At 39.6% G+C, this 13,736-nt stretch carries 11 protein-coding genes; 10 read left to right on the top strand and 1 reads right to left on the bottom strand.

The window, feature by feature from the left end; all coding sequences use genetic code 11:
- The first annotated feature begins 166 nt into the window (after positions 1 to 166).
- Together pheS and pheT are read left to right on the top strand one after the other, a co-directional pair.
- Positions 167 to 1,201: a phenylalanine--tRNA ligase subunit alpha gene (gene pheS, locus NSQ41_RS14230; protein WP_063387428.1), complete on the top strand. Its 1,035-nt coding sequence runs from the start codon at positions 167 to 169 to the stop codon at positions 1,199 to 1,201.
- Between the two features lie 14 nt (positions 1,202 to 1,215).
- The gene (gene pheT, locus NSQ41_RS14225; RefSeq protein WP_339210190.1) at positions 1,216 to 3,627 is read left to right on the top strand and encodes a phenylalanine--tRNA ligase subunit beta; all 2,412 of its coding nucleotides are present in this window, start codon (positions 1,216 to 1,218) and stop codon (positions 3,625 to 3,627) included.
- A gap of 127 nt (positions 3,628 to 3,754) precedes the next feature.
- Here pheT and rnhC read toward each other — a convergent pair whose 3' ends face one another.
- Entirely contained in the window at positions 3,755 to 4,618 is an 864-nt protein-coding gene (gene rnhC, locus NSQ41_RS14220) for a ribonuclease HIII (RefSeq protein WP_339210189.1), read from the bottom strand.
- A gap of 196 nt (positions 4,619 to 4,814) precedes the next feature.
- Between rnhC and zapA the strand changes: the two genes are divergently transcribed.
- From zapA to NSQ41_RS14180, 8 genes are all read left to right on the top strand, one after another.
- The gene (gene zapA / locus NSQ41_RS14215) at positions 4,815 to 5,072 is read left to right on the top strand and encodes a cell division protein ZapA (RefSeq protein WP_063387431.1); all 258 of its coding nucleotides are present in this window, start codon (positions 4,815 to 4,817) and stop codon (positions 5,070 to 5,072) included.
- 8 nt (positions 5,073 to 5,080) lie between these two features.
- Positions 5,081 to 5,629, top strand: a complete 549-nt coding sequence (locus NSQ41_RS14210) for a CvpA family protein (protein WP_063387432.1) — start codon at positions 5,081 to 5,083, stop codon at positions 5,627 to 5,629.
- 120 nt (positions 5,630 to 5,749) lie between these two features.
- Complete coding sequence (gene polX / locus NSQ41_RS14205; protein ID WP_339210188.1) at positions 5,750 to 7,468, top strand: DNA polymerase/3'-5' exonuclease PolX; 1,719 nt, start codon at positions 5,750 to 5,752, stop codon at positions 7,466 to 7,468.
- A 29-nt stretch (positions 7,469 to 7,497) separates the two neighbouring features.
- Entirely contained in the window at positions 7,498 to 9,858 is a 2,361-nt protein-coding gene (locus NSQ41_RS14200; protein ID WP_339210186.1) for an endonuclease MutS2, read from the top strand.
- Between the two features lie 23 nt (positions 9,859 to 9,881).
- Positions 9,882 to 10,292: a DUF350 domain-containing protein gene (locus tag NSQ41_RS14195; RefSeq protein WP_063387435.1), complete on the top strand. Its 411-nt coding sequence runs from the start codon at positions 9,882 to 9,884 to the stop codon at positions 10,290 to 10,292.
- 221 nt (positions 10,293 to 10,513) lie between these two features.
- Positions 10,514 to 12,190 carry a long-chain-fatty-acid--CoA ligase gene (locus NSQ41_RS14190; protein WP_094246314.1) on the top strand — a complete coding sequence of 559 codons (1,677 nt, stop codon included), beginning with the start codon at positions 10,514 to 10,516 and terminating at the stop codon, positions 12,188 to 12,190.
- Between the two features lie 120 nt (positions 12,191 to 12,310).
- Positions 12,311 to 12,901, top strand: a complete 591-nt coding sequence (locus NSQ41_RS14185) for a TetR/AcrR family transcriptional regulator (RefSeq protein ID WP_339197000.1) — start codon at positions 12,311 to 12,313, stop codon at positions 12,899 to 12,901.
- 38 nt (positions 12,902 to 12,939) lie between these two features.
- On the top strand, positions 12,940 to 13,713 hold the full coding sequence (locus NSQ41_RS14180; protein WP_063387438.1) for an electron transfer flavoprotein subunit beta/FixA family protein: 774 nt from the start codon (positions 12,940 to 12,942) through the stop codon (positions 13,711 to 13,713).
- Positions 13,714 to 13,736: the final 23 nt, after the last annotated feature.

Raw genomic sequence — 13,736 nt, 5'->3', positions numbered from 1 at the left:
AATGGACTGCCGATTAAGACGTCATTGTCCTTTTAAGCTTGCTTAGAAAGATTGTATGTCTGAATATTCAGTTACATGAAATAACTGGAATTTTTATTGAGCTTGACAAACATTAAATTTTTTTATGCAACGCTACTGATTTATTTTAAAAAAAGGAGGAATTTACATGCAGGAAGAATTAACAAAGCTTCGCGATGAAGCGTTGCAAAAGGTACGGGAAGCAACGGATTTAAAACAATTGCAAAATATTCGCGTTCAATATCTTGGAAAAAAAGGACCGATTACCGAAGTTCTTCGCGGAATGGGAAAGCTTTCGAAAGAAGAACGGCCGAAAATAGGTGCGTTAGCAAATGAAATTCGGGAAGTGATTGCCGGGGAAATAACAAGTAAGCAAGAACAACTCGAAAAAGCAGAAATCGAGAAAAAATTACAGCAAGAAACGATTGACGTTACCCTTCCAGGCAGACCGGTTCGAACAGGAAACCATCATCCTCTCCAAGCGGTCATTGAAGAAATTGAAGATTTGTTTATCGGCATGGGATACACAGTGGAGGAAGGTCCAGAAGTTGAAACAGATTATTACAATTTTGAAGCGCTCAATTTGCCGAAAGGCCATCCGGCAAGGGATATGCAAGATTCCTTTTACATAACTGATGAAATTTTGCTGCGCACACACACATCTCCAGTTCAGGCGAGAACGTTAGAAAAATATAAAGGGAAAGGTCCTGTAAAAATCATTTGTCCAGGGAAAGTATACAGACGTGATACAGATGATGCAACGCACTCCCATCAATTTACGCAAATTGAAGGGCTCGTTGTGGATGAAAACATTCGCATGAGCGATTTAAAAGGAACGCTCGAAGTGTTTGCGAAAAAACTGTTCGGAGAAGACAGGCAAATTCGTCTGCGTCCGAGCTTTTTCCCGTTTACTGAACCGTCGGTGGAAGTCGATGTATCCTGCTTTAAATGCTCCATGAAAGGCTGTCATGTATGCAAAGGAACAGGCTGGATTGAAATTTTAGGAGCGGGGATGGTTCATCCAAACGTTTTGGAAATGGCGGGATTCGATTCGAAAAAATACCGTGGTTTTGCATTTGGAATGGGACCGGAACGGATTGCCATGTTGAAATATGGAATTGATGATATTCGTCATTTTTATACAAACGATGTGCGTTTTTTGAAACAGTTTAAACAAGCTTAAAAGGAGGTTTTCTCATGTTCGTTTCATACAAATGGCTCTCTGAATATGTCGATCTAGACATTTCCCCTGAGGAGCTGGCTGAAAAAATAACGAAGAGCGGCATTGAAGTTGAAAATGTTCAAGCTGTTAATGAAGGAATAAAAGATGTTGTAGTTGGACAGGTGCTTGAAAAAGAACAGCATTCAAATGCAGAAAAATTAAGCAAATGTTTAGTTGACATCGGTGAAGGAGAACCAGTGCAAATTATATGTGGCGCCAAAAACGTTGAAAAAGGGCAAAAAGTGCCGGTAGCCAAAGTTGGTGCGGTTTTGCCGGGCAATTTCAAAATTAAACGGGCAAAGCTGCGCGGTGAAGAATCTAACGGTATGATTTGTTCTTTGCAAGAGCTGGGCATTGAAGGAAAGCTTGTCCCAAAAGAGTTTTCTGACGGCATTTTTGTTTTCCCTAGTGATGCTGAAGTTGGAAAAAATGCGATGGAACAGCTGTTTATGGACGATTATGTACTTGAATTAGGTCTTACACCAAACCGTTCTGACTGTTTAAGCATGATCGGTGTTGCCTATGAAGTTGCAGCAATTTTAAAGAAAGAGGTTCGAAAGCCGGAAGTTCATTATGAGGCTGCCGAAGAAAAAGCAACTGATTATATTACTGTGAATGTCGAAGCAAAAGAAGATAATCCATTCTATGTAGCTAAAATTATTAAAAATGTCAAAATTGCTCCTTCCCCGTTATGGATGCAAATGCGCTTAATAAAAGCCGGAATCAGACCGCATAACAACGTCGTCGATATTACAAACTATTGTTTATTAGAATACGGCCAGCCGCTTCATGCGTTTGACTATGACCGGTTCGGATCAAAGGAAATACTCGTTCGCCGCGCACATGACGGAGAGACGATCGTGACCCTTGATGATCAAGAACGAAAGCTTACAAGCGATCACCTTGTGATCACAAATGGCAAAGTACCTGTTGCATTAGCTGGTGTAATGGGAGGGGCTGATTCTGAAGTAAGAGACGATACGACGACCGTTTTGCTTGAGGCCGCCTATTTTAAAGGCAGTGTTGTCCGAAAAGCGTCGAAGGATTTCGGACTTAGAAGTGAAGCGAGCTTGAGATTTGAAAAGGGAGTTGACCCGAACAGGGTAAAAGCTGCAGCAGAGCGGGCAGCACAATTGATCGCAAAATACGCCTCCGGAACTGTTTTAGAAGGTGAAGCAGAATTTCATGATTTTTCAATCGAGAAAAAAGTGATCACCATTTCCGCTGAGAAAATTAACAACGTTTTAGGGACAAACATTGCAGTAGATGAAATAAAAGAAATTTTTGACCGCTTGCAATTTGAAACCGTTGAAGAAAACGGTCTGTTTACAGTAACCGTTCCGACAAGAAGAGGCGATATTGCGATTGAAGAAGATTTAATTGAAGAAGTAGCCCGCCTTTACGGATATGACTATATTCCGTCAACATTGCCTGAAGGATCTTCAACATCCGGAGCATTAACAGACTATCAATTGAAAAGAAGAAAAGTGCGAAGATTTTTGGAAGGCGCCGGGCTTTATCAAGCGATCACATATTCATTAACGAGCAAAGAAAAGGCGGGACAATTTACGCTGGAGACGTCAAGCTTTACTCAATTAGCATTGCCGATGAGTGAAGAGCGGAGTGTTTTGCGTTTAAGCCTGCTTCCTCATTTGCTTGAGTCCGTAAAATATAATAAAGCGCGGCAAATCGATGATATTCATCTTTATGAAATTGGTTCTGTTTTCATTTCGGACGATGCTTTAGAAAAGCCTTTGGAAAAAGAACGTTTATCAGGCGTCATGACGGGTCACTACGTTTATCACCCATGGCAAGGGGAAAAAACAAAAGTTGATTTTTATGTTGTGAAAGGAATTTTAGACGGTTTATTTGATCTGCTTGGATTGTTGGATGAAATTGAGTATAAACAGGCAAAACGTGAAGGGCTGCATCCCGGCAGAACGGCAGATATTTATTTAAACGGATCATTCATCGGATTTGTCGGCGAATTAAATCCGGAAGTTGAAAAAGAGTATGATTTAGATGAAACATATGTTTTTGAGCTGAAGCTAGCCGATCTCATTCAATATGAAGCTAAGCCAGTCATATATACGCCGATTCCAAGGTTCCCATCTATTACAAGGGATATCGCCTTAGTCGTTGATCAGCATGTGCATGCTGGCGAGCTTCAAGAAACGATCCGGGAAGCGGGCGGAAAACTGTTAAAAGAGATTTCCATTTTCGATGTGTATGAAGGAGAACGTTTGGGAGCAGGGAAAAAATCGATCGCATTTTCACTCCGCTACTACGATCCTGAACGAACATTGACGGATGAGGAAGCAGCAAAAGCTCATGAAAAAGTAATTAAGGCGGTAGAGGAAAAATTTTCAGCAGTTCTTCGCAGCTAACGCAGGACGATAAATCCCTAAAATAATTCCAGCTAACAAATGAAGGTGCAGATAGCACCTTCATTTTTATTGAAATCATAAATTGGTCCTGCTAACCTCCGAAAATAAGATTTCCGGATTCGTCATTTCAATTCAATAGATTCAAAGCTTTTTCGGTGTTGGCAAAATGAAGCTTTGCCATTTTGCCAAGTGAGTTTTTCCCTTTTTCCTTTATTAATTTGGCAGCAGCTTCATCAACAGTATGGCTGGCTCCTTTTGGCAAATAAAATCCGGCTGCGTTGGATAAGCTGTTTAATTCTTTTAAAAAAGCATATCTTGCGATAATGGATGCTGCAGCGACAGATATGTGTATATGCTCCGCCTTCGGTTTAAAGATGGTTATGTCTTTAAACGGAACATCCCGGTCTTTAAGATATTGAAAGTAAACATCCGGCTCTGCAAACTGATCGATCAACACAGCTTCTGGTTTATCAGGAGAAATTTTCTTGAGTAAATGATGAATCGCTTGATTATGAAGGATAGCTTTCAATTTCCCTTGGTTCATTCCAGATTTTTGCAATTGATTGTATTTTTCATTGCGCAAAATTAAGAGGCTGTACGGAACTTTCTCTATTAAAGTGTTGGCGATTGAAAAAACTTGTTTGTCTGTCAAAGCCTTTGAATCTTTTACTCCAAGCTGCTGAACCAGTTTTCTTTTTTCTTTAGGGACAAATACTGCAGCAACCGTGATCGGTCCAAAATAATCCCCCGTTCCCGCTTCATCAGAGCCGATGACTGACATCTGTTGAAGCTGTTGAAGCTCATCCTCTGTTTGAGAAGGGGCTGTTTTTGCTGTTTTTTCCCATCTGTTTGCTTCCTGCTGAGCGGCAGATCCTTGAAAAAGCACTTTTCCCGACTTGTAAGCAGTGATCGTACAGTTTGTCAATTTGGCAGAAAAGACGGCACCTGGAGGGGTTCTGTCTATAATGAAAGGATTATAAAAATCTTTCAAAGTTTGAATTCCCCCATGATCAACTTTTATGACGATATTGGACAATAAAAAACGCCTCGCTTTCCTAAAATGGATGCTATATTATTGTACCCTTTCTTTTGTTCTTCTTTCCATCTTTTCGACAAACATGTTATGATTATGATTAGGATTTTGAATCATTTTGCGATATTTTTTCATAGAGGATGGAGGATTCGCTTTGTCTGATCAACCTAAAAATAAAGCGACTGTTTATATATATGGACAGCAGTATTCGATTGTTGGAAATGAGAGCGTAAATCATATGAAGCTTGTCGCTTCAATTGTTGACGAAAAAATGCGGGAAATCAGTCAAAAAAACCCATCTCTAGATTTAAACAAGCTGGCAGTACTAACTGCGGTTAATGCTGTTCATGATTATCTCAAATTAAAGGAGAAATTTGAAGAACTAGAAAAGCAACTTCAAGAAAAGGATTGAAATTTAAAATGCTTGACTTGATCATTTTATTTTTCTTAGTATTCGGATTGCTCACTGGCCTTAAAAGGGGATTTATTCTCCAAGTAGTTTATTTATCAAGTGTTATAGTGTCTTTCATAATTGCCAGAACATATTTTGACGATCTTGCTCCTAAACTGGAATTATGGGTACCGTATCCAAATATAGGAGATTCAAATGCTGCTCTATCTATATTGACAGGGGGCCATTTGGAGGAAGCTTACTATCGCGGAGTTGCATTCGTGCTTTTGTTTATCGGATCAAAAATAGCGCTTCACATCATCGGATCTATGTTTGATTTTGTTGCGATGCTTCCAATACTTAAGCAAATCAACCGCTTGCTGGGTGCGGTTTTAGGTTTTGCGGAAACTTACCTCATTTTATTCATTCTGCTTTTTTTGGCAGCGCTCATTCCAGCCGAGCAAATTCAAAATCTTATCGATAAATCGCTGCTGGCTGATTTAATTGTCAATCATACCCCTGTCTTATCTGATAAAATTCACGATCTTTGGATCGGCTATTTCGGTAAAGGAAGTTAGACGTAAAGGGACGATGGAAACATCTTTATTTAGACCCCCATCGTCCTTCTCTGTTTCTATTAAATAGTTCAATAGCTGGTGATTTTTATATTGTTTAAGATTCAAGAGGTGACGTAAAACATGACGGTTCACAAAAAGGATGTTGTCAGCCTGTTAAAGAAAATTGCAGTATATATGGAGTTAAAAGGCGAAAACCCTTTTAAAATCTCCGCGTTTTATAAAGCTGCCAATGCCCTTGAAAGGGATGCGAGAAGCCTATCAGACATCCACGATTTTACTTTAATCAGTGGGATTGGGAAAGGAACGAGTGCAGTCATCGAAGAATTCATAAAAACCGGCGAGTCAAAAACGCTGCAAACCTTGCAAAAGGAAGTTCCTGAAGGGTTAATCCCTCTTCTTCAATTGCCAGGGCTGGGCGGAAAGAAGATTGCAAAATTGTACAAGGATTTAGGTGTTGTGGACATCGATTCTTTAAAAAAAGCTTGTGAAGAACATAAAGTGCAAAGTTTACAAGGTTTTGGAAAAGTAACGGAAGAAAAAATATTGGCTGCGATCGATGAAATGAATAAAAAACCGGGCCGACTGCCTCTTGCTTATATGCTGCCGATTGCAGAAAAAATAGAGAAATTTTTAGAAAAAGGACAAGGAAACGGAATAGTTCGCTTTTCTCGCGCAGGAAGCTTAAGAAGAATGAAAGAAACGATAAAAGACCTTGACTTTATTATTGCGGCGGAAAATAAAGAAGCTGTGCGAGATTACATTTTAACAATGCCGAATATAACTGAAATCATTGCGAAAGGCGATACGAAAATATCGATTGAACTCAAGTTTGATGTCAAGGTTCAGGTCGATTTTCGCATCGTGCACCCAAAGGAATTCATTTCGGCTTTGCACCATTTTACAGGCTCAAAAGAGCATAATGTAAAAATGCGCCAGCTAGCGAAGGAAAGAGGAGAAAAAATAAGCGAATACGGCGTAGAAATAATAGAATCCGGAGAAGTGCTCACATTTGAGTCAGAAAAAGAGCTGTATGCACACTTTCAGCTTCCCTACATTCCGCCAGAGGTTCGGGAAGATGGGGAGGAAGTGGAAAAATACAAAGGAAATCTTATTTCGCTCGAGGAAATAAAGGGAGATCTCCATATGCATTCAACATGGAGCGACGGCGCTCATTCAATCAAGGAAATGGCTGAGGCTGCTAAAAGAAAAGGCTACAAGTACATCGCGATTACAGATCACTCGCAATTTTTAAAAGTAGCCAACGGCTTGACTCCTGAGCAGCTGAAAGAACAAAAAGAAGAAATTGACATGTTGAATGAACAATATTCTGATTTTACGATTTTCAGAGGAATCGAGATGGATATTTTGCCGGACGGTACACTTGATTATGACGACGATTGTCTAAAAGAGCTAGATATAGTTATTGCATCGATCCATTCGAACTTTTCCCAGCCGCAGAGTGTAATTATGAAAAGGCTGAAAGCAGCCCTATATAATTACCATGTTGATATTATCGCTCATCCGACTGGAAGGTTAATTGGGCGAAGAGAAGGATACGATGTTGATATAGAAATGCTTTTAGAACTTGCAAAGGAAACAGATACTATTTTAGAATTGAACGCAAATCCGAACAGGCTTGACTTATGTGTAGAACATTTGAAAAAAGCGAAGGAATACGGTGTAAAGGTTGTGATTAATACAGATGCCCACAGCATAAACATGCTAGAACATATGGGGATAGGGGTTGCGTATGCGCGAAAAGCTTTCATTCAGCCGGATGACGTTGTGAATACGTGGGATGTTGAACAATTAAAGCAATTTTTAAAAAAGAAAGACTGACCATTCAACTGTCAGGAGGTTTTGAGAAGTTGCAGGAACGAGTGTTACATGTTTTGGAATTTAATAAAATAAGAGAACAGCTGAAAGAGCATGCTTCTTCTTCTTTAGGAAAAGAGAAAGCGTTAAAGCTTATGCCGTCAGGAGACATCAACGAAGTACTGAAGAGGCAGGAGCAGACAGATGAAGCACTAACAGTGCTCCGATTGAAAGGCTCTGCCCCTTTCGGAGGATTAAGCGACATACGGCCGAGTGTAAAGCGTGCGCAAATAGGCGGAACTTTAGGTCCGCAAGAGCTTGTGGCTGTTTCTGCCGTGTTATATGCTTCAAGACAAATGAAGCAATTTATTGAAAAGTTGACTCAAGAAGAGGAGGTTTCACTTCCTCATTTAGATCAATTGGTCAGCGAAATCGGAATTTATTTAAAAGAAGAAAAAGAAATTCAACGTTGCATACGCGATGACGGGGAAATTGTTGATGATGCGAGCGATAAATTAAAAGCGATAAGAGGTCAAATCCGTACACTGGAGGCTCGTATTCGCGAAAAGCTGGAATCGATCATTCGCTCCCCATCTGCACAAAAAAATCTTTCGGATGCCATTATTACGATTCGAAATGACCGCTATTGCATTCCTGTCAAACAAGAATATAGAGGAGTTTACGGAGGAATCGTCCATGATCAATCTTCCTCAGGAGCAACTCTGTTTATTGAGCCGCAGGCTATCGTAGAAGCGAACAACTCTTTAAATGAAGCGCGGATTAAGGAAAGGCGCGAAATTGAACGGATCTTAACGGAATTGTCGAAAATGGTTGCTGACATAAGCAAGGGAATCATTCATAATATCACTGTAATGGGTGAAATCGATTTTATGTTTGCCAAGGCATTGTATGCTAAAAAATTAAAGGCTACAAAGCCAAATATAAATGATCGTGGCATTATGAAGCTGTATAAAGCCCGCCATCCTCTTATTGACCCTGAAACCGTTGTGCCAAATACAATTGAACTTGGGGAAGATTTTCAATCGATTGTCATTACCGGTCCAAACACCGGCGGTAAAACGGTGACGCTGAAGACAATTGGACTGCTCGCACTAATGGCGCAATCAGGTCTGCAAATCCCTGCTGAAGAAGGATCTACAATGCCGGTATTTGAGGCAGTTTACGCAGATATTGGGGATGAACAGTCAATTGAACAAAATTTGAGTACATTTTCTTCTCATATGGTGAACATCGTCAAAATTTTACAGGAACTTAATGATCGCTCACTCGTACTATTTGATGAACTTGGGGCAGGTACAGATCCTGGGGAAGGTGCCGCTCTAGCCATTGCAATTTTGGATGAAGCTTTAAACAGAGGAGCGCAAGTTGTTGCAACCACCCACTATCCCGAATTGAAAGCATACGGATTTAACCGTAAGGGCGTGATCAATGCAAGCGTTGAGTTTGATGTCGACACATTATCGCCGACGTATAAATTGTTGATCGGTGTACCTGGCCGAAGCAATGCGTTTGAAATATCAAAAAGGCTTGGATTGAGCAAAGAAATTATTGAGCGCGCCAAATCGTTCATGAGCGTTGACAGATCCAAAACGGATGCAATGATTGCCTCCCTTGAGGAAAGCAAAAAACGTGCTGAAGAGGATTGGATGGAAGCTGAAAAAACGCTGAAAGAAGCAGAAAAACTTCATAAAGAACTACAAGAACAAATCATTGAATTTAATAAGCAGAAAGACCGCCTATATCAAGAAGCTGAGGAAATGGTGAAAAAAAGGCTGGAAGAAGCGCAAAAAGAAGCAGATCAGATTATTCAAAAATTGAAAAACATGCAAAAAGAGCACAGTTCAGCTATTAAAGAGCATGAATTAATAGAAGCAAAAAAGCGGCTTGAATATGCAGCGCCTGAATTTATAAATACTGAACAAAAATCTGAAAAACAAAAAAGCAAAAAGCAGCTGCGCCCCGGCGATGAGGTAAAAGTGATCAACTTAAATCAAAAAGGACATCTGCTTGAAAAAGCAAATGAAAGTGAATGGCTTGTACAAATTGGAATATTGAAAATGAAAGTAAAAGAAGAAGATCTTGAATATATTGGCAGCCCGAAACAAGAGGGAGAAAAAACGCTCGCAACAGTAAAAGGGAAGGATTTTCATGTTTCATTAGAACTTGATTTGCGGGGAGAGCGATATGAAGATGCGCTCATCCGTCTTGAAAAATATATTGACGATTGTCTTCTCGCAGGATATCCGCGGGCGCACATTATTCATGGCAAAGGGACGGGCGCTTTAAGAAAAGGGGTGCGGGAATTTTTGCAAAACCACCGCGCTGTTAAAAACGTCCGTTTCGGTGAAGCAAATGAAGGCGGAACAGGTGTTACGATTGTGGAGTTCAAATAAACTTTTCTTTAAGGAGAGTAAACATGAATCTGTTTTGGGAAAACGTATATGTTCAAACTGCTGCTAATTATAGTGTTGTCATATTGTGCGGGGTTTTATTTTTAGTCATTTTTGAATTGGTGACGAAATATAAAAACTGGGAAGAAATCCAAAAAGGCAATGTGGCTGTTGCAATGGCAACAGGCGGCAAAATTTTCGGGATTTCAAACGTTTTCCGCTTCTCAATTGAACAGCATGACGGTCTTTTTGAAATGATTGGCTGGGGCTTTTACGGATTTGCCTTGCTCTTAATCGGATATTTTATTTTTGAATTTCTGACTCCTAAATTTAATATTGATGATGAAATTCAAAAGGATAACCGTGCAGTTGGCTTTATCTCAATGGTCATATCCATAGGCTTGTCCTTTGTAATCGGAGCAGGAATTACAAATTAGGAGAGGGGAACATGGAAACGCTGGCTAAAATTTTATTTGGTTTGTGCGGTCTGTTTATTGCGATCGGTATTATTTATATGGTGTTTTTTGCTTGAAAAAGCGGAGAAAAGAAAAGGTCTCCGCTTTTTCCTGTTTAAAATTCTAAAAATAATTATATTTCTGAATTTTATTTTGATATAATGAAATAAAATCATCATTATTTTTCAAAGGAGAGGAGATAAATGGAATGTCAAAAACCTTGGCTCAATTTTTATCCCTCGGAAATTCCGCATAATATCTCTTGGGAGAATAAGCCGCTTTCCAAATATTTTCAAGATACGGCTAATCAGTTTCCGAATCATACAGCCGTTTCATTTCTTGGAAAGAACATTACGTACCGCAAGCTATACGAACAGATGCTTCAATTGGCTAATTATTTGGAGCAAACAGGGTTTGAAAAAGGGGATCGGGCAGCGATTATGCTTCCAAATTGTCCACAGGCAGTTATTGCTTATTATGCAGTTCTGGAGGCAGGCGGAATAGTCGTTCAATTGAACCCTCTTTATACAGAATCAGAGCTGGAGTACCAGTTGAATGACAGCAGTGCTACACATCTCATTACATTAGATCTTTTCTATCCAAAAGCCTCGAAATTGAAATCTCTCACAAATATCAAACATATCATAATAACAAAGATCCAAGAGTATTTGCCTTTCCCAAAAAATCTTCTATACCCGCTCATTCAAAAGAAGGAGCAAAATCTTTTAATAAAGGTAAACGCAGCAAATGGTGTTCATGTATGGACAGAGATCTTAAAAACATCGCCTGCTAAAGAATTGACAGTAAATATTGATCCGAAAGAAGATATTGCCCTTTTGCAATATACAGGAGGGACGACAGGGACGCCTAAAGGGGTGATGTTGACGCATGAAAACTTAATTTCCAATACGAAAATGTGTGCTGCCTGGATGTATAAATGCAGGAAAGGAGAAGAGTCCATACTAGGAGTTTTGCCTTTTTTTCACGTATATGGCATGACGACTGTAATGAATTTATCGATCATGGAAGGTTTTAAAATGATTTTAATCCCCAAATTTGATTCAACCGAAATTTTGAAAGCGATTGAAAAAGAAAAGCCAACGCTTTTTCCAGGAGTGCCAACGATTTATGTTGCTCTTTTAAATCATAAAGATTTGCGAAAATACGACTTGTCCTCGGTTAAATATTGTATCAGCGGTTCGGCTCCTCTTCCGGTAGAAATTCAGGAGCGCTTTGAAAAAGAAACAGGCGGGAAGCTTGTTGAAGGATATGGACTCTCGGAAGCTTCTCCCGTTACGCATGCAAACTTATTTTATTCAGATGTCAAGAAAAAAGGAAGCATTGGCATCCCTTGGCCCAATACGCATGCAGCCATTTATTCGGCTGAAAAAGAAGGATTTGCAGATGTCAACGAATTCGGCGAGCTTATTGTAAAAGGACCGCAGGTGATGAAAGGCTACTGGAACAACCGAGAGGAAACGGAAGCGGTTTTCAAAGACGGATGGCTTTTTACAGGAGATATCGGCTATATGGATGAAGACGGATTCTTTTATATTGTCGATCGTAAAAAAGATATGATTATTGCTGGCGGGTACAATATTTATCCCCGCGAGATAGAAGAAGTGTTGTATGCTAATGAAAAGGTTAAAGAGGTTGTCGTTGCAGGTGTTCCGGATCCTTACAGAGGCGAGACCGTGAAAGCTTATGTTGTACCAAAGGGAGGAGCACAGCTTACGGAGCAAGAGCTTGACCAATTCGCCCGAAAACATCTTGCCCCGTACAAAGTGCCGAAAAAATACGAATTTCGCGACGAGCTTCCGAAAACAGCAGTAGGAAAAATTTTAAGAAGAAAACTAGTAGAGGAAGAAAGAAAAATATAAAACGGACATCTATCGGTTTTGAACGAGAATAAAAACTTCCCTCAATGCTTGACAAAAAGGCTTAATCTAAATATCATATAAATGAATGACCATTCATTCATTTTGAAGGGAAGATACACGTTGAAAGAAAAAAAGGCAAAATATAAACAAATCATTGATGCAGCTATTGTCGTCATTGCGGAGAACGGCTATCATTCCGCTCAGGTTTCGAAAATTGCCAAACAGGCGGGCGTAGCAGATGGAACGATTTATTTGTATTTTAAAAACAAGGAGGATATTTTAATCTCCCTTTTTCGAGAAAGATTGATGAATCATATCGCTGAAGTGAAAAAAAGCATTGATGCAAAGCAGACTGCTGCAGAAAAATTGTTTGCGTTGATCGAAAAGCATTTTCAAATGCTAGTTCATGATCGGAATTTGGCAGTGGTTCTTCAATTGGAATTGCGGCAAGTAAACAAAGAATTGCGCCGGCGCATAAATGAAATTTTTAAAGAATATTTGAAAGTAATAGACGAAGTGATCGAATTCGGAAAAAAAACGGGAGAGTTTCGACAAGATTTGGATTTAAGGCTGGCAAGACAAATGATTTTTGGGACGATGGACGAAACGGCGACAACGTGGGTAATGAAAGATCAAAAATACGATCTCCTCACAATTGCAGAAAAAATTCCTGAGCTGTTAATCAACGGATTTAAAAGCAATCATTCATAAAAAGAGAATGATCAATTTTTAAAAAGGGGATGGGAAAGGTGAATATTTTTGTCCTTATGAAAAGAACTTTTGACACAGAAGAAAAAATTTTAATTGAAAATGGATCAATCTCCGAGGATGATGCAGAATTCATCATAAACCCTTATGATGAATATGCCATTGAAGAAGCGCTGCAGCTTAAGGAGGCTCATGGCGGAGAAGTAACTGTTGTTACAGTAGGATCAGAAGAAAGCGAAAAAGAGCTGAGAACGGCTCTTGCGATGGGATGCGATAAAGCTGTCTTAATAAATATTGAGGAAGATTTGGAAGATGGAGATCAATTTACAACAGCAAAAATTCTATATGAATTTTTGAAGGATAAAGAAGCGGACATTATATTAGCTGGAAACGTTGCCATTGACGGAGGATCTGGCCAAGTAGGCCCCCGTTTGGCGGAGCTTCTTGACATTCCGTATGTCACAACGATCACAAATATTGAAATAGATGGAAAAAACGTGAAAATTGTGAGAGATGTTGAAGGGGATTCGGAAATCATTGAAACAACACTCCCTCTTTTAGTAACTGCCCAACAAGGTTTAAACGAACCGAGATACCCGTCTTTGCCGGGAATTATGAAGGCAAAGAAAAAACCGCTTGAAGAGTTGGAGCTCGATGATTTAGATCTTGAAGAAGAAGATGTCATGCCGAAAACAAAAACGTTAGAAATTTATTTGCCGCCTAAAAAAGAAGCAGGAAAAATATTGCAAGGGGAACTGCAGGATCAAGTGAAGGAACTTGTTTCTTTATTGAGATCAGAAGCAAAAGTTATTTAGTGGAGACGAATATAGCAGGGGGA

The organism is Aeribacillus sp. FSL K6-8210 (genome assembly GCF_037963925.1).
GTDB classification, from domain to species: Bacteria; Bacillota; Bacilli; order Bacillales; family Aeribacillaceae; genus Aeribacillus; species Aeribacillus composti.
The sequence above is the reverse complement of the archived record's forward strand: the minus strand, read 5'-3'. Positions and strand labels throughout refer to the sequence as shown.